This window comes from Corynebacterium glucuronolyticum DSM 44120, assembly GCF_030440595.1.
GTDB classification, from domain to species: domain Bacteria; phylum Actinomycetota; class Actinomycetes; order Mycobacteriales; family Mycobacteriaceae; genus Corynebacterium; species Corynebacterium glucuronolyticum.
Genome location: NZ_CP047452.1, coordinates 1,698,601 through 1,717,866, shown reverse-complemented (window position 1 = coordinate 1,717,866; position 19,266 = coordinate 1,698,601). Strand labels below are relative to the sequence as shown.

The 19,266-nt window shown below is 58.2% G+C and carries 17 protein-coding genes; 12 read left to right on the top strand and 5 right to left on the bottom strand.

Features of this window, described 5'->3' with window-relative positions:
• Positions 1-136: 136 nt before the first annotated feature.
• From CGLUCO_RS07605 to CGLUCO_RS07570, 8 genes are all read left to right on the top strand, one after another.
• A complete protein-coding gene (locus tag CGLUCO_RS07605; protein WP_005389688.1) occupies positions 137-2,374 on the top strand; it encodes a polyribonucleotide nucleotidyltransferase in 2,238 nt (745 codons plus the stop codon).
• Between the two features lie 210 nt (positions 2,375-2,584).
• Positions 2,585-3,325 carry a 4-hydroxy-tetrahydrodipicolinate reductase gene (gene dapB, locus CGLUCO_RS07600; RefSeq protein WP_034989073.1) on the top strand — a complete coding sequence of 247 codons (741 nt, stop codon included), beginning with the start codon at positions 2,585-2,587 and terminating at the stop codon, positions 3,323-3,325.
• Positions 3,326-3,328: 3 nt separating this feature from the next.
• Entirely contained in the window at positions 3,329-4,084 is a 756-nt protein-coding gene (thyX, locus tag CGLUCO_RS07595) for an FAD-dependent thymidylate synthase (RefSeq protein WP_005389695.1), read from the top strand.
• A gap of 21 nt (positions 4,085-4,105) precedes the next feature.
• On the top strand, positions 4,106-4,984 hold the full coding sequence (gene dapA, locus CGLUCO_RS07590) for a 4-hydroxy-tetrahydrodipicolinate synthase (RefSeq protein ID WP_005389696.1): 879 nt from the start codon (positions 4,106-4,108) through the stop codon (positions 4,982-4,984).
• Positions 4,985-5,280: 296 nt separating this feature from the next.
• Positions 5,281-7,035 (top strand): ribonuclease J, encoded by a 1,755-nt coding sequence (locus CGLUCO_RS07585; protein WP_005389700.1) that lies wholly within the window; start codon positions 5,281-5,283, stop codon positions 7,033-7,035.
• A 415-nt stretch (positions 7,036-7,450) separates the two neighbouring features.
• Positions 7,451-8,038, top strand: coding sequence for a TIGR03085 family metal-binding protein (locus CGLUCO_RS07580; RefSeq protein ID WP_005389701.1), 588 nt, complete (start codon positions 7,451-7,453; stop codon positions 8,036-8,038).
• Between the two features lie 317 nt (positions 8,039-8,355).
• Entirely contained in the window at positions 8,356-11,472 is a 3,117-nt protein-coding gene (locus tag CGLUCO_RS07575; RefSeq protein ID WP_005394208.1) for an FtsK/SpoIIIE family DNA translocase, read from the top strand.
• A gap of 561 nt (positions 11,473-12,033) precedes the next feature.
• A complete protein-coding gene (locus tag CGLUCO_RS07570; protein ID WP_005389703.1) occupies positions 12,034-13,116 on the top strand; it encodes a TerC family protein in 1,083 nt (360 codons plus the stop codon).
• Between the two features lie 275 nt (positions 13,117-13,391).
• Here the strand turns inward: CGLUCO_RS07570 and CGLUCO_RS07565 are convergent, their stop codons facing one another.
• Positions 13,392-13,682: a YciI family protein gene (locus CGLUCO_RS07565; RefSeq protein ID WP_034989071.1), complete on the bottom strand. Its 291-nt coding sequence runs from the start codon at positions 13,680-13,682 to the stop codon at positions 13,392-13,394.
• 52 nt (positions 13,683-13,734) lie between these two features.
• Here CGLUCO_RS07565 and pgsA point away from each other — a divergent pair, with 52 nt between their 5' ends.
• The 4 genes from pgsA to CGLUCO_RS07545 all read left to right on the top strand — a co-directional run bounded on the left by pgsA (position 13,735) and on the right by CGLUCO_RS07545 (position 16,246).
• Positions 13,735-14,319: a CDP-diacylglycerol--glycerol-3-phosphate 3-phosphatidyltransferase gene (gene pgsA, locus CGLUCO_RS07560; RefSeq protein ID WP_084036243.1), complete on the top strand. Its 585-nt coding sequence runs from the start codon at positions 13,735-13,737 to the stop codon at positions 14,317-14,319.
• Positions 14,320-14,323: 4 nt separating this feature from the next.
• The gene (locus tag CGLUCO_RS07555; protein WP_084036242.1) at positions 14,324-14,893 is read left to right on the top strand and encodes a CinA family protein; all 570 of its coding nucleotides are present in this window, start codon (positions 14,324-14,326) and stop codon (positions 14,891-14,893) included.
• A gap of 87 nt (positions 14,894-14,980) precedes the next feature.
• Positions 14,981-15,307, top strand: a complete 327-nt coding sequence (locus CGLUCO_RS07550; protein ID WP_050762612.1) for a helix-turn-helix domain-containing protein — start codon at positions 14,981-14,983, stop codon at positions 15,305-15,307.
• Between the two features lie 144 nt (positions 15,308-15,451).
• Positions 15,452-16,246 (top strand): PspA/IM30 family protein, encoded by a 795-nt coding sequence (locus tag CGLUCO_RS07545; protein WP_005389711.1) that lies wholly within the window; start codon positions 15,452-15,454, stop codon positions 16,244-16,246.
• A gap of 331 nt (positions 16,247-16,577) precedes the next feature.
• Here CGLUCO_RS07545 and CGLUCO_RS07540 read toward each other — a convergent pair whose 3' ends face one another.
• From CGLUCO_RS07540 to CGLUCO_RS07525, 4 genes are all read right to left on the bottom strand, one after another.
• Positions 16,578-16,940, bottom strand: a complete 363-nt coding sequence (locus tag CGLUCO_RS07540) for a hypothetical protein (protein WP_005389713.1) — start codon at positions 16,938-16,940, stop codon at positions 16,578-16,580.
• 283 nt (positions 16,941-17,223) lie between these two features.
• Positions 17,224-17,841, bottom strand: coding sequence for an energy-coupling factor transporter transmembrane component T family protein (locus CGLUCO_RS07535; protein ID WP_005389715.1), 618 nt, complete (start codon positions 17,839-17,841; stop codon positions 17,224-17,226).
• A complete protein-coding gene (locus CGLUCO_RS07530; protein WP_005389716.1) occupies positions 17,831-18,520 on the bottom strand; it encodes an energy-coupling factor ABC transporter ATP-binding protein in 690 nt (229 codons plus the stop codon). The genes CGLUCO_RS07535 and CGLUCO_RS07530 overlap by 11 nt, the downstream gene beginning before the upstream one ends.
• A 108-nt stretch (positions 18,521-18,628) precedes the next feature.
• Positions 18,629-19,201 carry a biotin transporter BioY gene (locus tag CGLUCO_RS07525; protein WP_005389718.1) on the bottom strand — a complete coding sequence of 191 codons (573 nt, stop codon included), beginning with the start codon at positions 19,199-19,201 and terminating at the stop codon, positions 18,629-18,631.
• Between the last annotated feature and the right edge of the window lie 65 nt (positions 19,202-19,266).

The following is a 19,266-nucleotide window of genomic DNA, read 5'->3' as shown; positions in this document are numbered from 1 at the left end:
ACGGCTATCTGCCCCTTTCAACGCGCTAGCAAAATGCCTGCTAGAATGGTTCGAGGTCTAGATACCCGAAAAGATTTATGAGGGCAGCACCGACGATTGCCCGAGAGGATTTTGGATACGAGGAGTGAACTCGTACATGAACGATGTACAGACTTTTGTCGACGAAGAGGTCGGCACCTTTGAAGCCACAGCCACCATTGATAACGGTGACTTTGGCACCCGCACCATCCGGTTTGAGACCGGTCAGCTAGCCCGCCAGGCAGACGGTTCCGTTACCGCCTACCTGGACGAGGACACAATGATGCTCGCCACCACGACGGCGAGCAACAACCCCCGCGAGGGTTTCGACTTCTTCCCGCTGACCGTGGATGTGGAAGAGCGCATGTACGCCAAGGGCAAGATCCCTGGTTCCTTCTTCCGTCGAGAAGGTCGCCCCTCCACGGACGCCATCCTCGCCTGCCGCCTCATCGACCGTCCGCTGCGCCCCACTTTCCAGAAGGGCCTGCGCAACGAGGTCCAGTGCGTCATCACCGTGATGAGCGTTGACCCCAACGAGTTCTACGATGTCGTCGCCATCAACGCGGCCTCCGCAGCAACGCAGCTCTCCGGTCTCCCCGTATCCGGTGCTGTCGGCGGTGTCCGCATGGCACTGATCGCTGATGAGGACCACAAGGACGGCCAGTGGGTCGCCTTCCCCAACGTTGAGCAGCACGAGGCTGCCCTCTTCGAGATGGTTGTCGCCGGCCGTCGTGTAAAGAAGGGCAAGAAGAACGACGTTGCCATCATGATGGTGGAAGCTGGTGCTACCGAGGGTGTCATCGAGCGCGTTGCAGACGGTGCGCCCGCACCGACGGAGTCCGTCGTTGCCGAGGGCCTCGAGGCAGCCAAGCCGTTCATCGATACCCTCTGCCGCGCACAGGATCAGCTGTCCAAGCTCGCCGCCAAGGACAAGAAGGAATTCCCGATCTTCCCGGACTACACCGACGAGATCCTGGAAGCAGTTCGCACGAGCGCTTCCAAGAAGATCGGCGAGATCATGTCCATCCCCGGCAAGCAGGAGCGCGATACCGCTACCGCCGAGCACATGGACCAGGTCGTCGAAAAGCTGCTGCCGAAGTTTGAGGAAGAAGACGAGACCGCAGAGAAGAAGATCCGCGCCGCCTACAACGCGGTAACCAAGGAAATCGTGCGCCACCGCATCCTCACCGAGGGTTTCCGCATCGACGGTCGCGATGTCAAGCAGATCCGTGACCTCTCCGTCGAGGTCGAGCTCGTTCCGCGCGCACACGGCTCCGCCCTCTTCGAGCGTGGCGAGACACAGATCCTCGGCGTCACCACTTTGGACATGCTGAAGATGGAGCAGCAGATCGACTCCCTGTCGCCTGTGACCTCCAAGCGCTACATCCACCACTACAACTTCCCGCCGTACTCCACCGGTGAGACGGGTCGCGTGGGTTCCCCGAAGCGCCGCGAGATCGGCCACGGTGCGCTTGCTGAGCGCGCCCTGCTGCCGGTGATCCCCTCCAAGGAGGAGTTCCCGTACGCCATCCGCCAGGTCTCTGAGGCCCTCGGCTCTAATGGCTCTACCTCCATGGGCTCCGTCTGTGCCTCCACGCTGTCGCTGCTCAACGCTGGCGTTCCGCTGAAGGCACCCGTTGCCGGCATCGCCATGGGTCTTGTCTCCGACAAGATCGACGGCAAGATGCACTACACGGCACTGACCGACATCCTCGGCGCTGAGGATGCCTTCGGTGACATGGACTTCAAGGTTGCCGGTACGTCCGAGATCGTGACCGCCCTGCAGCTGGATACCAAGCTCGACGGTATTCCCTCCAACGTCCTCGCCGCTGCCCTCCAGCAGGCACACGAGGCCCGCCTGGAGATCCTCGACACGATGGCACAGGTCATCGAGGAGCCGGACGAGATGAGTGACTTCGCACCGCGCATCACCTCCATCAAGGTTCCGGTGTCCAAGATCGGCGAGGTTATTGGGCCGAAGGGCAAGAACATTAACGCCATCACCGAGGAGACCGGTGCTGATGTGTCCATCGAGGAGGACGGCACCGTGTACGTGTCCGCCACGACGGGCGCAGCAGCCGATGCAGCGATTGAGAAGATCAACGCTGTGGCTAACCCGCAGATGCCGAAGGTGGGCGAGCGCTTCCTCGGCACCGTGGTGAAGATCGCCAACTTCGGTGCCTTCGTCTCCATCCTTCCTGGCCGCGACGGACTCATCCACATCTCGAAGCTCGGTGGCAAGAAGCGCATCGAGAAGGTAGAGGATGTTATCAACGTCGGCGAGAAGGTCGAGGTCGAGATCGCGGATATCGACAACCGTGGCAAGATCTCCCTCATCCCGGTCGATGGCCACTAGTCCGTAGCCGGTAAAAACGGTGCCATTAAGACGGAGCCGGTAAACCGTAAACGGGTTCATCCCCAGGGGACGCGCCCGTGCGCCGTCCCCTAGAGGATTGCCTCTCCAGGTCCGTCCTGTTAGAGATGGAGCTCACCGTCACCCACCGCGTGGGTGGCGGTTTTTGCTTGTCGACGCTTCCTCGTTGCGGTTGCTAGTAGGATGATGAACATGTCTTTACGTAAAGTTGGAGTTGTAGGTGCAAAAGGCCGCGTCGGCCAGGCTGTGGTTGAGGGGGTGACTGCCGCCGAGGACCTCGAGCTGGTTGCAGCAGTGGACAGGGATGACTCCCTGGAAGAATTGGTCAAGGCCGGGGCGGAGGTCGTTGTGGACTTCACCACACCGTCTGTCGTGATGGACAACCTCCGCTTCTACATCGACAACGGCATTGATGCCGTCATCGGCACGACCGGTTTTGATGAAGAGCGAATCGCCACCGTGAACTCCTGGCTCGAGGGCAAGGAAGGCCAAGGCGTGCTCATCGCCCCGAACTTCGCCATCTCGGCTGTTCTCACTATGGCCTTTGCCCGTCAGGCTGCGCCGTTCTTTGAGTCTGCGGAAGTCATTGAAATGCACCACCCGAACAAGGTCGATGCCCCGAGCGGCACCGCCATCCACACCGCCGAGGGTATCGCTGCCGCCCGCGAGGCCACCAGCGAGCCCGATGCCACCGAGCAGAGCCTCGACGGAGCCCGCGGTGCGGACGTTAAAGGCGTCCCGGTGCACGCTATCCGCATGACCGGTGCCGTCGCACACGAGACGGTGATCTTTGGTACGCAGGGGCAGTCGCTGACCATCAAGCAGGACTCCTACGATCGCACCAGCTTTATCCCCGGCGTGCTTGTCGGAGTGCGAAACATTTGTTCGCACCCGGGCCTCACCGTCGGCCTTGATAGCTACCTGGGGCTGTAAGCCATGGCAACACACGCTGACCTTTCTGTCGAGCTCATCGCGCTGACCGAGTTTCACAAGCCCGAGGGCATCGAGTGGACAACGGATGCGGTGGACTCCCCAGAAGCGTTAGTGGAGTTTGCCGGCCGTGCCTGCTACGAAACGTTTAACAAGCCGAATCCCCGAACCTCCACCAACGCGGCGTATGTCCGGCACATTATGGAGGTTGGACACCTGTCGCTGCTGGAGCACGCCTCCGCGTCGATGTATGTGCGCGGAATTTCCCGCTCGGCTACGCACGAACTCGTCCGCCACCGGCATTTTTCCTTCTCGCAACTATCTCAACGCTTCGTTCACCCCGGTGAAACCGAGGTTGTCGTCCCTGATGAAATCGCAGGCGATGAACAGTTGGAAAGACTGTTCATGCGAACCGTGGATGACACTCGGTTCGCCTTCGAAGAGATCTTGTCCTCGCTCGAACAGAAGCTTTCCGACGAACCCAACGCGCTGCTGCGCATGAAGCAGGCACGGCAGGCCGCACGGGCTGTGCTCCCTAACGCGACGGAGTCACGCATCGTAGTGACGGGAAACCTGCGGGCCTGGAGGCACTTTATCGGTATGCGGGCGACGGAACACGCCGATAAGGAAATACGCACTCTCGCCGTGGAATGTTTAAAAATACTTGCTAAGGAGTGTCCCGTCGTGTTTGGGGATTTTGAGGTAACCCGCCTGTCGGACGGATCCGAGATGGCAACGAGTCCCTACGTAACGGATTTCTAAAATTTATTTAAAGGAGTGCTGATGAGCAATACATTCGGAACAGTCGGCGTGGCCATGGTCACCCCGTTTACAGCGGACGGCGAGTTGAATGAAAAGGTGGCCCGGGAACTTTCCGCCAGGCTGGTCGATGGCGGATGCGATGCGCTCATCCTCAACGGCACAACGGGTGAGTCCCCCACGACAACGGCAGAGGAAAAGGTAGCCCTTATCCGTGCGGTAAAAGACGAGGTGGGGGATCGGGCAACGATCGTCGCCGGCGCGGGTACGAATAACACTCGCTCATCTATTGACCTGGCTAAACGATCCGCCGATGCGGGTGCCGACGGGCTGCTTGTGGTTACCCCGTACTACTCCAAGCCGAGCCAGGAGGGGCTCATCCAGCACTTCACGGCCGTAGCCGATGCGACAGAACTGCCGGTCATCCTGTATGATATTCCGGGTCGCTCTGGTATCCCCATTAAGCCGGATACTATTCGGGCATTGGCCGCGCACCCCCATATCAAGGGGATGAAGGAAGCGAAGGGCGATCTTGCGTCTGCCGCCTCGCTCATTCCGGACACAGGTCTGGAGTACTATTCCGGCGATGATGCACTCAATCTCCCATGGTTGGCCGTGGGGGCAACGGGCTTCATCTCCGTCATTGGCCATATTGCACCGCAGCTCCTCCGAGAACTGAAAACGAGCTTCGAGGCCGGCGACCTCGCCCGTGCACGGGAAATTAACGCCACGTTAGCACCGCTGTATGCCGCTCAAGGAAAACTTGGCGGTGTCAGCCTAAGTAAGGCAGCTCTGCAGTTGCAGGGCATTGAAGCGGGGGATCCCCGCCTGCCACAGGTTGCTTTGCAGCCGCAGCAGGTGGAGGAGCTCCGCTTGGAACTAGAAAAGGGTGGATTCCTTTAAATATGACCGAACCTCGCAACCGGAGGCGTCGCGCGGAGCGTAAGACTGGCTCCGCAGACGCGCCTTCGAACGTCGACTCCACGTCGGCTCCTAAAAAGCGCAGTAGCAGTCGTCGTGCCACCACTACAAAAAACCGTGGAAACGGTAAGGCTGCTCAGTCTGCGAACCAGAAGAATACGAACAACAACAATTCCACAAATAACAAGAATTCTGGCACCAACGGCTCCGCCAAAAAGGGCGGACGTGGCGGTCGTTCCGACCGCTCCAACCGGCATGGGCGCAACGTTGTCCATTCCATGCAGGGCGCGGATCTGACGCAGCGCCTGCCTGAACCCCCGAAGGCTCCGAAGAATGGCCTGCGGATTGTCGCTCTTGGTGGCATTTCTGAGATCGGCCGCAACATGACCGTGTTCGAGTACAAGAACCGGATCCTGCTCGTCGACTGTGGCGTTTTGTTCCCCAGTTCCGTCGAGCCGGGTGTCGATCTGATCCTGCCTGATTTCTCCTACATCGAGGATCGTCTCGATCAGGTCGAAGCGCTCGTTATCACGCACGGCCACGAGGATCACATTGGGGCGATCCCTTATCTCCTGCGCCACCGGCCGGATCTGCCCATCCTGGCATCGAAGTTCACGTGTGCCCTCATCTCGGCTAAGTGCCAGGAGCACCGCCAGCGTCCGAAGCTGATCGAAGTTAACGAGCTTTCTGAGGTTGATCGCGGACCGTTTAACATTCGCTTCTTCAACGTCGGCCACTCGATCCCGGACTGCTTGGGCATTGTGCTCAAGACGGGTGCAGGCACGATTCTGCACACGGGCGATATCAAACTGGATCAGACGCCTCCGGATGGGCGTCCCACCGATCTGCCCGCCATCTCCCGCTACGGCGATGAGGGCATCGATCTCCTCATGTGCGATTCGACGAACGCCACCACGCCGGGCATCTCCGGCTCTGAAGCGGACGTTGCCCCGACGATCAAACGGCTGGTGATGGGGGCAAAACAGAGGGTCATTCTCGCCTCCTTCGCGTCCAACGTGTACCGCGTACAGGCTGCTGTGGATGCGGCAGTCGCCGCCGGCCGCAAGGTTGCCTTCAACGGTCGCTCCATGATTCGCAACATGGACATTGCCCAGAAACTGGGCTACCTGCAGGCACCGCGTGGCACTTTTGTCACGATGGATGAGGCTGCCAAGATGGCACCCCACAAGATCATGCTCATCACGACGGGCACCCAGGGTGAGCCGATGGCCGCCCTGTCCCGTATGGCGCGCCGTGAGCACCGCCAGATTACGGTCCGCGACGGCGATCTCATCATCCTCAGCTCGTCCCTCGTCCCAGGCAATGAGGAAGCGGTCTTCGGCGTTATCAACATGCTGGCACAGATCGGCGCCACCGTGGTGACGTCCCGTGATGCGAAGGTTCACACCTCTGGCCACGGCTACGCCGGCGAATTGCTGTTCATTTACAACGCAGCACGCCCGGTGAACGCAATGCCGGTCCACGGCGAATGGCGACACCTCCGCGCGAACAAGGAACTCGCCATCTCCACCGGCGTTGATCCGGAGCGGGTCGTGCTTGCACAAAACGGCGTTGTTGTCGATCTTGTCGACGGACGCGCACAGGTGGTTGGCCAGATTCCGATCGGCCATCTCTACGTCGACGGCACCACCATGGGTGACGTTGGAGAGCATGTTCTCGCCGACCGCACCGAGCTTGGCGAGAGCGGCCTCATCGCTCTTACCGCCGTCATCGATAACCGCTCGGGTCGCCTGCTGGAGCGCCCCACCGTTCAGGCCCGTGGCTTCTCCGAGGACGCGAAGTCTATGATGCCGGAGATTGCAGAACTTGCAGAAAATATCATGCTCGACCTCGCAGGAGAGGGCGAAAACGATACGTACCGTATGGTGCAGCAGCTGCGCCGCCGGATCCGCAAGTACACGGAGAAGAAGTGGCAGCGTAGCCCGATGATCGTTCCGACGGTTGTCCAGATGGCTAGCCCGAATGACGGCCCCGACGACGAGGATGTCGCCCAGACCGTCGAATCCCGATAATAGGGGCCCCGTCAGAGGGTGAGGGTTCCTGCCTTCCCCTCTTCGCCCGCTACATCTGTAGCGGGCGATTTTTGTTGTCTACCCCGCCGGGGCTGAGTGTGTGCGCTGCACTATGAGGTTTCCCTCGTGAACTATCTGTGGGGTCCGCATGACGAAATGGTGGATGTGCTGGTAACACCAGACAACGCAGTGGCGAATGCCTTCCGGTGCGAAACATAAAAGGCGAATAGTAAACGGTTGGAAGTGGACTAGTGTCACGAAGTAGAAGGGTGCGCACCAGAGGGGAGGATCCATTGGGGCCGGGGGGAGTGGGTCTCGACGCGTCTCCGCGATGACACCCATCCTTCGACACACCGATGCTTTTGGTCTCATAAGCTTCTCTGCAGTGCATTCGAGAGAAAGGTAGAATTTTGGCATGAAGTTTGCTGAGGTTGAACGGCGTCGTCTAGCAGAAACCTTCCTCGAGGTAGGCCCCGACGCGCCTACCCTGTGCGAGGGGTGGAAAACCCGTGATCTGGCCGTCCATCTATGGGTTCGTGAGAACCGACTTGACGCGGCTGCAGGAATGTTCGTTCCTTTCCTCGAAGACCATCTGAAGAAAGTCTCGGATGAGGTCGCAGGGCACGGTTATGAAACAGTGGTGAAACAGTGGGCAAAGGGGCCGCGGATCCCAATGCCGGCGGGTGTGAACACCGCAGAACACTTCATTCACCATGAAGATGTTCTGCGCGCCCAGCCAGACTGGGAGGGGCCGCGCATCCTCAACGAGTGGGAAGAAAAGGAGCTATACGGTTCGCTCAAGGTGCTCAGTAAAGGCCTTCTTCGCAGTCACACGGTCCCTGTAATTTTGGAACCTACGGGATTCCCCCGATTTGTTGCTGTGGACAAGCACGGTGTCGCGGAAAAGGGCGACGAGGTCCTGCGTGTGAGCGGACCGGTCGGGGAGATCTTTATGTGGGCATTCGGCCGTCACGTGTACCGCAGTCTTGTTACCTCACGATAAAGTTCGGTGCCACTCCGCAGCCTAAGGCGGTGGCATTCCTCCTTAACTCCTAGCCGCTCAGGGGCCGGAATCATCCGGAAAATTGCCATCTCGGCGTTGCTTGTGTGGAAAATGGTGCAAAAGGGGTTATTGTTACTTACATGACTGTGCGTAACTCCTCTGCAAGCCGTAGAAAGAAGGCAGCTACCGGCCCGTCCTCCCGTCGACAGGCCGGGGATTCCCGCACGCATCCCCGCTCCTCGGCGTTTCGCGCTGCAGACACTGCGGGGGAGCGCACAGGGAGCGCTACCCGAGCGACGGCCAAGGGGGTAAGCACGATGTTTGGTGCCGTCGCGCGTGGCTCAGGCGCGCTATGGCGGTCCCTGACGAGCCCTAAGCCGAACCCGGAAGAGCTTGACGACGACTTTTGGAACGAGGAGGACGACTTCGCTATCGAGGCCGACGACGTGGCAAACCAACAAAACGACGATGAACCCGCCGACGAGGCCGGGAGCTCTACCCGCCGTCGGCGCAGCAGAAATCGCCAGCCTGAGCCGACGTCCCAGGAGGACCGCACGCAACCGGCACGCTGGCGCCGTGACGAACCCTCGGCACACTCGGATGGCATCGCACTAGTGTGCATCGGCCTTGCCGTTGTTCTCGCTGCTGCAGTGTGGTTCGACATCGCAGGTCCAGTAGGACAGTGGATTTCTATGGGGGTCGGATCCGTCATCGGCTCGGCCTCCTGGATCCTGCCTATCTGCCTGGTGGTCATGGCATGGGTTCTGTTCACCGGGAAATCCGTCGAACCGGCACGTCGAAAAGATATTGCCATTGGTGGTTCGATCATTGTCGCCTGCGTTCTTGCGATGCTGCACATTTTTGCCGGTCTCCCATCCGACTGGCCAGGTCGGATCGATGCCGGCGGGGCGATTGGTCTCGTTATCGGCCAGCCACTGGCCATCGGGTTTTCGCGCTACATAGCCATTCCTCTGCTTATTCTTGCTGTGATCTATGGTGCGGTCGTGGCAACCGGTACAACGGTGAAGGACTTCGTCAGTGAACTGATCGCGTACCTCGGATTCGGTAGCTTCGAAGAAGTCAATGAGCCTCTGGACGACCCGTACAGTGGGGCGGAGGCCGATATCGATGCGATAGCCGAAGACCGGCCACGCAGCCAGCGTCCTGCCCCGCGTCGGGCACGGTCGCATCGATTGGCATGGGGGAGACGTGATGGAGGCGCGGCCTACGACGATGAATCGTCTTACGCCGAGGGGGCAGAAACTGAACTGACTGGCAACCGCCGTCGGGCGGCAAACGATCGCCGTGGTGCGAAGTCTCGTCGCTCTGGTCGCACAGGCACCGGATTTGGTGGTGTCGCCGGCGCGGCAGGTGCTGCTGCGGGCGTCGTCGGCTCCGCAGCGAGTGCGGTCGCTGGTGCAGCAGGTGCCGCCTACGGGGCCGAGCACGGTGCCAAGGAAGGTGCCCGCGGTTTGATCCGGCGGGGCGTGGATGCTGCGGGAAAGGTCGGTCGTCGAGCAACGGAGGACCTGTATAAGCCGGAGACAGCTGCGATGCCTGCCGTTTCGCCCACGCAAGACGTGCTCGACGCAGGCACAACTCGAGTCCTTGACAGCCAGGCGCTCACTGCGCCGGAGGTCGACAGCGAATCCGCCGGTGCGGTCACGGGCGCAAACAGGCATCCGCAACCGACGACGGCTCCCAACCGTTCGGCGGGACCAGCGACCCCAGCGGCACAGAAAGCAATGGAACCGGTCACTGCTGGTTCTGCTACGGGTACTTCCGCAGATGTCTCTGAGGATACGGACGAGGATGCTGCGCCCGCGATGGACACTGCTTCGACGCACTCGGACTACCGAGTTCCTTCGACATCGTTGCTCATCCCCGGGCAGCCTCCCAAGGAGCACTCGGCAGCCAATGACCGGATTATTGATGCCATTGACGAGGTATTCCGTGAGTTTAAGGTCGGTGCCCAGGTCACCGGCTTTTCACGCGGCCCAACAGTGACCCGCTATGAAGTAGAGCTGTCACCCGGTGTCAAGGTGTCCAAGATTACGAACTTGCAGGCAGATCTCGCCTACGCGGTGGCCACGGACAACGTGCGTCTCCTTGCCCCGATTCCCGGCAAGTCAGCCGTGGGCATCGAGGTTCCCAACAGTGACCGTGAGATGGTTCGGCTTTCCGACGTCCTCAACGCACCCAAGGTGCATAGTAGTGACGATCCGCTCCTCATCGGATTGGGCAAGGACATTGAGGGCAACTTTGTCAGCCACTCCATCCAGAAGATGCCTCACCTGCTCGTTGCCGGTTCAACAGGTTCCGGTAAATCGGCGTTCGTGAACTCCCTTCTTGTATCCATTCTCACCCGGGCTACGCCGGATCAGGTGCGTCTCATTCTCGTGGACCCGAAGATGGTGGAGCTAACCCCCTACGAGGGAATTCCTCACCTCATCACACCGATTATTACGCAGCCGAAGAAAGCATCTGCGGCTTTGCAGTGGCTCGTGGAGGAGATGGAACAGCGCTACCTGGACATGAAGTCTGCCCGCGTGCGCCATATCAAGGATTACAACAGGAAGGTGCTGAGCGGTGAGATTCAGGCCCCTGCCGGCTCTGAACGCGAGTACCGTCCATACCCGTCGATCGTATGTGTCGTCGACGAGCTCGCGGATCTGATGATGACCGCTCCGAAGGAGATCGAGGACTCGATCGTGCGCATCACCCAGAAGGCGCGTGCCGCAGGTATCCACTTGGTGTTGGCCACCCAGCGTCCCTCTGTGGATGTCGTCACAGGTCTGATCAAGACAAACGTTCCTTCGCGTCTCGCATTTGCTACTAGCTCCCTGACGGACTCCCGCGTTATCCTCGATCAGGGTGGCGCAGAGAAGCTCATCGGCATGGGCGATGGTCTCTTTATCCCACAGGGTGCCGGGCGACCCCGGCGTATCCAGGGTGCGTTTGTCACCGATGAGGAAATCCAGGCCGTCGTTGATGCTGCCAAGCAGCAGGCGGAGCCGGAGTACGCCGAAGGCGTGACGGAAGAAAAGGAACCGGAAAAGAAGGCCATCGATGAAGAAATCGGCAAGGACATGGATGACCTCATTGAGGCCATCAATCTTGTTGTGACATCGCAGCTCGGTTCCACCTCAATGCTCCAGCGAAAGATGCGTATCGGCTTTGCTAAGGCTGGTCGGCTCATGGATCTCATGGAATCGAGGGAAATTGTTGGGCCTTCTGTGGGGAGCAAGGCGCGCGATGTGCTGGTTAAACCGGAGGAACTCGAGACTGTCATTTGGCTGGTGAAGGGTGCGGACCCTGCAACTGCCCCGAAGGAAGTGGACGATGATGTTATCGAGGGAGAAGTCATCGATAACTCGCAGGGTGCCACAACGACAAAGGTAGAGGTTGCCCGTCCAACGGAAGGCACCTTCTAAACTCGTCGAGCACCGACGTACTCGCGCCCAGTACCTTTCGCTGCGCCTCGGTGCAGCCGGCCATCCCATGCAGGATGGCCGGCTGCGTACGTCTAGTGGTTGTCACCTGCTCGCCGGAGTCCTCTGTGGGGGGATGCGGATGCATGGGGAAACAGGATCATACACGTCCGGCTTTACTTCTCTCCGCCTCTGAACTCCTCAATTTCAGCGCAAAGAAAACTGGAGCGATCCGTCACACACAATTGGTACGGACGTGGCGTTGTCGCGACGCACAGCGGTCTGTGTAGTCGATGGTGGGGCAGTGAGAGGCATGAAGGGCTGGCCCGTCTGGAACGGGCATAAGTGGTGGAGGAACCCTGACCGAAAAAGCACCCCGTTAGCGCACAGAGGGAAGTTCAGCTAAAGTCGAAGCAGTTGTGACGAGGGGAGTAACCCGCAACGGCGTGAACGTCATCACGGTGTGCCGCAAACCAGTGGTACATCCGGGCACGTCGGCCACGATAGTGGTGGGTAAGACCTCAAGGTTTAAGGACATATTAGCCGGAGGTCTAAGTAAATATCATGGAAGTAAACCTAGTTACGTGGATTATCACGATCGTGGTGCTACTAGGGTTCATCGCGTTCGATTTCTATTCCCACGTCAAAAGCCCACACGAGCCCTCAATGAAAGAGGCCGGTGGCTGGATGGCGTTTTACATGAGCCTCGCCGGCTTATTTACCATCTTCTTGTGGTTTATCTGGACGCACGAGCATGCGCTCGAATTTTTCAACGGTTACATCACCGAGTTGTCTCTGTCGATCGACAACCTGTTTATTTTCGCGTTGATCATCGGCTCCTTTAAGATTCCGCGCGCATACCAGCAGAAGGTGCTGCTCATCGGCATTGCGCTAGCCCTGGCCATGCGCCTCATCTTTATTTTACTCGGTGCCGCTGCCATCAACGCGTGGAGCTGGGTGTTCTACATCTTTGGTGCGTTCCTGCTCTACACGGCTGTAAAGCTTGTCGTTGATGAGGTCAAGGGCGAAGAAGACACGAATATCGATGACATGTTCGTGGTCAAGACCGCCCGCAAGGTGATTCCTGTTTCTTCTCATTTCCATGGCGATCACCTGTTCACCGTGGAAAATGGCAAGAAGATGGTCACTCCCTTAATGCTGGCGCTCATCTCCATCGGCTTTATTGACCTCATGTTTGCCTTCGACTCCATCCCCGCCATTTTCGGCCTGACGCAGGAGCCGTACATCGTGTTCGCCACGAATGCTTTCGCACTGATGGGCTTGCGGCAGATGTTCTTCCTTCTCGACGGCTTGTTGGAGCGGTTGGTCTACCTCCCTTACGGTTTGGCTACAATCCTGGCCTTCATCGGCATCAAACTCGTTCTCCATGCGCTGCATGAGAATAAACTCCCGTTCATCAACGGTGGCGAGGGAGTATCCGTACCGGAAATTGGCAACATTACCTCGCTGTTCGTCATCGTCGGTGTGCTTGCCATTACTGCCATTGCCTCAGTGATCAAGACAAAACGCGACGAGGCACAAGGTGCCGTCGCCCCAGATTGGAATCCTGCCTCGCATACACCGGATGATGAGGGTTCCAGTGGAGACGTCGCAACCGCAGCTGACAAGACAAACTCGAGCGACTAAAGCGTTCGGAGACTCTGGAGCGCAACGGCTACCAGCATCACCTGCCCACCGTACGGTTAGTGCACCTACACCGGTAGGAGAGATGCAGAAGCAGTGACCGAACGCGTGCCGGAGACCTCAGCGGAAAGCCCCTAACTCAAGCCCCTTTCCTCCAGCCTGCTGGAGGAAAGGGGCTTGAGAGCTAAAAAAAGGAAACTCCAGAGGGGTCGAGCAGCTCCGGCAGAAAGAGTGCAGTTCAGGTCATGGGGCAGCGCGCTCCTGCCTGAAATGCCAGGCTAAAACACCCGTAGAACTGGGTCCCATTCCTTGATCGTGCGCGAGGCGATCTTTTCCTTTTTGTGGAATGGATCGTTATCCATGACGGCTTTAGCATCGGAGACAGTAGCGTTGTCCGGCAACTGGAGCACGATGAGAGCCTCACCGGGATCCGTGCCTACGAGGGGGCCAGAACCTACAAGCGTGCCTTCGTCCTTTAGGCCGGCAAGAAACGCCCGGTGTTCGGGGCGGACAGCCGCAACTTGTTCGGCATCGCTAATGTAGGTATAGAAAACAGCAAAGTACGTCATGGCATAAAGTGTACTGAGTAAGACCAAAAATTCGTAGGTCAAAGGTGGTAGTGTGGCTTCTTCCGAGCACACGGTGACTGGCTCACCGAAACAGTCAAACGTCAACCTTCCCAATGCGCTGACGACGTTACGCATCATCGCCGTTCCCTTCCTCGGCTGGGCGGTCCTGCGTGGGGGAGGCGAAGACACCACATGGATGTGGTGGGCGCTGGCGATCTTCGTCGCTGCGATGATCACCGACAAGCTAGATGGGGACATTGCCCGTGCTCGGGGAATTGTGACGGATTTTGGCAAGATCGCTGATCCGATCGCTGATAAAGCGCTCATGATTACCGCGCTGGTAACTCTGAACATCATCGGATCTCTACCGTGGTGGATCACCGTAGTAATCGTCGTGCGGGAGCTGGGCATCACGTTCTGGCGCATGGTGAAACTCCGTCAGGGGCAGGTAGTGCCCGCATCTAAGGGGGGAAAGATTAAAACCACCCTCCAAGCCATCGCAGTCGGTCTCTACCTTGCGCCCCTCCCAGCGTGGATGGATATTCCGTCCCTGATCGTCATGCTCGCGGCCGTTATCGTGACCGTATCCACGGGCATTCAATATCTCGTTGATGCGAAACGTCTGAAGGAGAAGTGACACTATGACCGAGCCATCCCCCGTCGCACAGGAACTTGTCCAGACGCTGACTACTGGAGGACAAACCGTCGCCTTTGCGGAGTCACTAACAGCAGGCTTAGCTTCTGCAACTGTCGCCGGTATACCTGGAGCGTCGGCAGTACTCCGCGGTGGTGTCGTCAGCTATGCCACCGACGTCAAGCGAGACTTGCTGGGGGTCGATGCCTCTGTACTGGAAACCGTCGGGCCAGTTTCCCGGGAGTGTGCTGAGCAGATGGCTGCTACAGTACGGGTTCTGCTCGATGCAGATTGGGGCGTGAGCCTGACGGGGGTCGCCGGACCGAGCAAGCAAGACGGCCACGAAGTAGGCGAAGTATGGATTGGCCTATGTGATCCGCAGGGATATACTGTTGCTCTTCGCGCCTACCCACAACACAGCCACAGATGGATCCTGGTGCCCGGAGAGGCGACACCTGTGGCCGTTGTAGATGGAAACCGTAACGAGATTCGTCGCGCCTCTGTGGAGGCGGCGCTGGAAGAACTGCTCAAGCTGGTAAAGCTCATGAACACTCCCAAGGAGGAAAACGACCGGTAGAAGGAGGGAACAAAAGACTCTTCTTCTCCGTTGAAGTTAATGATGGTAACAACAATTTCCCCCGTAAAGACAGAAATAGCAGCAGGTATGGCACCAGTGGCTCGCCAGCACGTGCCCCATACCTCAGGTATTCCGGCCCACCGTCGTGCACCCGAGATGCTTCTTCGAGAGGCGCTCGGAACAGCTCTGCGGACGTTTAGGGCTGATAATCACCTGACGTTGCGTCAGCTTGCTGATCTCGCGCGGGTGTCTCCCGGTTACCTGTCGGAGCTTGAACGCGGGCGCAAGGAAGTATCCTCCGAGCTCCTAGCCTCCGTTTGTAGAGCCCTTGGCGTGTCTGTAGCCGACGTGCTCATTGAGGCCGCAGGGACGATGGCTCTTGCTGACGCAACTGCTGAGCTTGAGCGAGTCTAGCCTCAACGTCCCCCTCTTTTGTTCCTTTCGCTGCCACGGAAGGTGCGACAAGCTAAACTAAACTACCGACAATATCAACCGTTACACCCCATCAGGCTCGAGCGAGCGCTCAGCCGTGGATAACGAAAGGCTGGAAACTCACCAATGGCTAACCCCTTTGTGAAAGCGTGGAAGTACCTCATGGCGCTCTTCGATTCCAAGATCGAGGAGAACGCTGACCCGAAAGTACAGATTCAGCAGGCTATCGAGGATGCGCAGCGCCAGCACCAGGAGCTGTCTCAGCAGGCGGCTGCTGTTATCGGTAACCAGCATCAGCTGGAGATGAAGCTCAACCGCAACCTGAGCAATATCGAGAAGCTCCAGGGAAATACTCGACAGGCGTTGCAGCTGGCGGACAAAGCCCGTGCTGCAGGCGATGAGCAGAAAGCTCTCGAGTACGAAAACACAGCCGAGGCATTTGCCGCGCAGCTGGTCGCTGCGGAGCAGGAGGTTGAAGACCTCAAGGCGATGCACGATCAAGCTCTGCAGCAGGCAGCTCAGGCCAAGCAGGCCGTGGAGCGTAACTCCATGCAACTGCAGCAGAAAGTCAACGAGCGGACGAAGCTTCTGTCTCAGCTTGAGCAGGCCAAGATGCAGGAGAAGGTTTCCGAGTCTATCCAGTCGATGAATTCCCTCACTGCGTCCGGTTCCACTCCGAACCTAGACCAGGTGCGGGAGAAGATCGAGCGCCGCTACGCTAACGCCTTGGGCAAGGCCGAGCTGGCTCAGAACTCCGTGCAGAGCCGGATGGCTGAGGTTGAATCCGCAGGCTACCAGCTGGCAGGCCACAGTAGGCTGGAGGAGATCCGCGCTCAGATGCAGGGCGAATTGGAGTCTGGTTCCGGCAGTTCCAGCGCGTCACAGCTCACGCAGGGCAAGAAGGGCATTGAGGAACACTAACTCCCCGGGGTTGGGCACGCGCTGCATGCGTGCTTGCCAGCCACGTACATGATGAAAAAAGGCGCGAGAAATGTCTCGCGCCTTTTTACGTCCCTCCATGCTGATGCGTGTCACCCTGCTTCGCTGATCTCGCATGAGCAAATGATGCGTTCTCGTTCGGGGTGAGGAGGAAAGAGGGGGAGGCACACATCGGTGCCCTGGATGTGAGGTCGGGAGCCTTGTGAGGTTAGAAGGCTGGGACGCAGAGGACTGTAGTGCAAAGAAAAAGCGAGGCCGAAAACCTCGCTGCTATATCTCTGCTATATCTACTGGGCGATCATAGGCGGTCGCGCTAGATGATGTCCTTTTTCTTTAGCCAGTTCCCGAAACCGAGAATAGCTAACACAGGGGTGATAATGGATAGCTTGACTTTGTCGGGATGTACACGGCACCCGTTGTCATCCGTCGTGAAACCATTCGTTGTCAGCCCAAGGAAAAAGTCGATGAGACTGGAATCCGTGAGATAGGACCTACGGCTTCCATCGTCCCGCTCGGACGGTGCTTCTGCACAGTCGATAATCTTTGACTCAGCAGCGTTGCCGGTGGTAACTACAACCTCGGAGGCTGCAGAAGTCGGCGCTGGGCCGATGACTGCACCCGAAGTGAGCGCAACACCAACGAGCAGCGCTCCAAGCCGTGTGCAAATCTCTTTCATAGTTGTAATTTTGGTAAAAAACCTGCTGATTGTCAAAGGGAACCTGTGAATTGACCGTGTTTTTGGCTAATTGCTGAGGAATAGCGCGAAGAATAGCCTAATTAGGGGGTATTGCGTCAGCAGTGCGGAGGCGTGACATTTGTTGAAGATCTGGGCGGTTCACCGTGCGGCAGGGGGAAAGCCGGTTTGAACATGTATTATTCACATGCCAGGGGGACGGGCGGGATCGTCTAGCACGTCGCAACAATTTTTGCAGAAAAACAGCGTCGGGTTACCCCCGACCTTAATCCCCAACTCCACGGGCGACGAGGGCGTCACCAACAGCTTGGGAGCGTCGAATAGCGGAAACAATGAACGGAATCCCGAAAGCGAGGAGGGAGTGGTCAGCTCCCCGGGCTTTTCTTGCTTGAAGCACCTGAACGGCGCTCATTGCGATGAGCGGAATGAGCCGGATAGTGAGTGAAATGGCGAGAGCGACGAGCTCAGGGTTGACACCGAAACGCGAGAGTGGGCCGAGCCATCGTTCCAGGCCGTCGAGAAGCTCCTCGATGGTGGTTGTGAGAGTGAGTAGCGTGGCGGCGGCGATGGCTGCGGTAAAAGTTAGAACCATTGTCAACGCTGCCGGAAATCCCTTTTGCCACCATGTGAAGGCACCAAAGAACACGATGATGGGTAGCGGAGTCAGAATCTGCCCGACGGCGACTGTGGGGGGGATTTTCGCTATTACGTAACCGATGATGGGCACGATGAGCCAGCCGAGCGCATGCCAGGGCGTGGGGGAATAGATAGCGGAGGTGATGATGAACGCCAGGAGGACAATCATCTTCCACCCTGCCGTCATGTGATGAATGGGGGAGGTGCCGGGAATATAGAGTGCTAAGGGGATGAACTTAGTGATCATCGGTCATCTCCGAAACGTACGTGGGGAGGACGTTGTCGGGTGTGCCGTCGGCGCGAATCGTGCCGTCGGCGATGTAGATAACGCGGTCGAAACCCTCAAGAAGCGCCAGGTCGTGTGTGGCTACAATGATCTGCTGGTCTAGACGGGAAAGCTCCTTCTTAATGCGCACACGATTGCGGAGGTCTAGGAGGGTAGTTGGCTCATCGAGCAAAATGACAGACGGTTCCATAATGAGAATGGAGGCGAGCGCCAGGAGCTGTTTTTGTCCGCCCGACAGTGTGTACGGCGAGTCATCCGCGTGCGTTGCAAGACCATAGCGTTCGAGCATCGCTAGGGCTCGCTGTTCCCTCTGTTTGGCTGGGAGTTTGAAGCGCTTGAGGGAGAAGCCGATATCTTCTTTTACCGTAGGCATGATGATCTGGTTTTCCGCGTCGGAAAACATGAAACCGACCTTTTTGCGCACCTGCTTGCCGTTATCCGCGACAGGCAGTCCATCGACGCTCACTGCGCCCGACGTGGGGCTGCCAAGTCCATTAATGAGGCGCAAAAAGGTGGATTTTCCGGATCCGTTCGCGCCGACAATGCCAATGCGATTTTCGGTCAGAGTACAGGAGAGGGGGCGCAGGACGACGCGATTTTCGTAGCGGACTTCCACATCTGAAAACTCAATGGTGGGCACGGTGTGATCCGATTCTTCTTTCGTTACTGGTGGCGGAATAAAAGTGAAAAGCCCCCATGGATGCCATGGATGGCGAGAGGGGGCTGAGTGTTTGTCACCGTGGAGATTCTAGGCGGTGATGATCTTCTGGGGGCGCAGGCCGGGAAATGCCATGTGTACGGCAACGGCGATTGCGATCCAGAAGATAACCTCGATGAGGTCCGTGGGGATGAAAACGAGCTGGGACGTAAAAGCGGTTCCCCAATCTAGACCAGCGCGGAAGACGAGGCCAACGATTCCGAAACCGTACTCGATGAGCAGGCCGAGAACGCCAGCAACGGCGAGGTAGCCGATGAGGGCACCACGGCGACGGGGGGCCTTGTAGGCAATGAAACCGGCAAGTGCGGTAGCGACGATGTAACCGACGAGGTAACCAATGGTCGGGCCGACGATGGCGGTAAGAAGGGTCTTACCGGAGATAACCGGGAGAACGAGGCCAATGGCCAGCCAGAGAATTACGGAAAGGGTTCCGCGCTTGGCTCCTAGCACCATGCCAGCGAGGATGACGGCTGTATTTTGGAGAACGATGGGAACGCCAAGAACACCGACAGGGACAGAAACGAAGGCGAGAACTGAAATGAGCGCTGCGAAGACGGCGATATAGCCAAGGTCGCGTACATCAAAAGAAGAGTTATTGTTCACAGTTCAATTACTTTAGCAATTGAAAGTAGTTTAAGAAAGTGGGCTAAGGAAAGATATGTAGATGG

Bases quoted from the DNA above. Each gene is read 5' to 3' on its own strand.
- CGLUCO_RS07605 (WP_005389688.1), top strand. From the start codon at position 137: ATGAACGATGTACAGACTTTTGTCGACGAAGAGGTCGGCACCTTTGAA.
- dapB (WP_034989073.1), top strand. From the start codon at position 2,585: ATGTCTTTACGTAAAGTTGGAGTTGTAGGTGCAAAAGGCCGCGTCGGC.
- thyX (WP_005389695.1), top strand. From the start codon at position 3,329: ATGGCAACACACGCTGACCTTTCTGTCGAGCTCATCGCGCTGACCGAG.
- dapA (WP_005389696.1), top strand. From the start codon at position 4,106: ATGAGCAATACATTCGGAACAGTCGGCGTGGCCATGGTCACCCCGTTT.
- CGLUCO_RS07585 (WP_005389700.1), top strand. From the start codon at position 5,281: ATGCAGGGCGCGGATCTGACGCAGCGCCTGCCTGAACCCCCGAAGGCT.
- CGLUCO_RS07580 (WP_005389701.1), top strand. From the start codon at position 7,451: ATGAAGTTTGCTGAGGTTGAACGGCGTCGTCTAGCAGAAACCTTCCTC.
- CGLUCO_RS07575 (WP_005394208.1), top strand. From the start codon at position 8,356: ATGTTTGGTGCCGTCGCGCGTGGCTCAGGCGCGCTATGGCGGTCCCTG.
- CGLUCO_RS07570 (WP_005389703.1), top strand. From the start codon at position 12,034: ATGGAAGTAAACCTAGTTACGTGGATTATCACGATCGTGGTGCTACTA.
- CGLUCO_RS07565 (WP_034989071.1), bottom strand. From the start codon at position 13,682: ATGACGTACTTTGCTGTTTTCTATACCTACATTAGCGATGCCGAACAA.
- CGLUCO_RS07555 (WP_084036242.1), top strand. From the start codon at position 14,324: ATGACCGAGCCATCCCCCGTCGCACAGGAACTTGTCCAGACGCTGACT.
- CGLUCO_RS07550 (WP_050762612.1), top strand. From the start codon at position 14,981: ATGGCACCAGTGGCTCGCCAGCACGTGCCCCATACCTCAGGTATTCCG.
- CGLUCO_RS07545 (WP_005389711.1), top strand. From the start codon at position 15,452: ATGGCTAACCCCTTTGTGAAAGCGTGGAAGTACCTCATGGCGCTCTTC.
- CGLUCO_RS07540 (WP_005389713.1), bottom strand. From the start codon at position 16,940: ATGAAAGAGATTTGCACACGGCTTGGAGCGCTGCTCGTTGGTGTTGCG.
- CGLUCO_RS07535 (WP_005389715.1), bottom strand. From the start codon at position 17,841: ATGATCACTAAGTTCATCCCCTTAGCACTCTATATTCCCGGCACCTCC.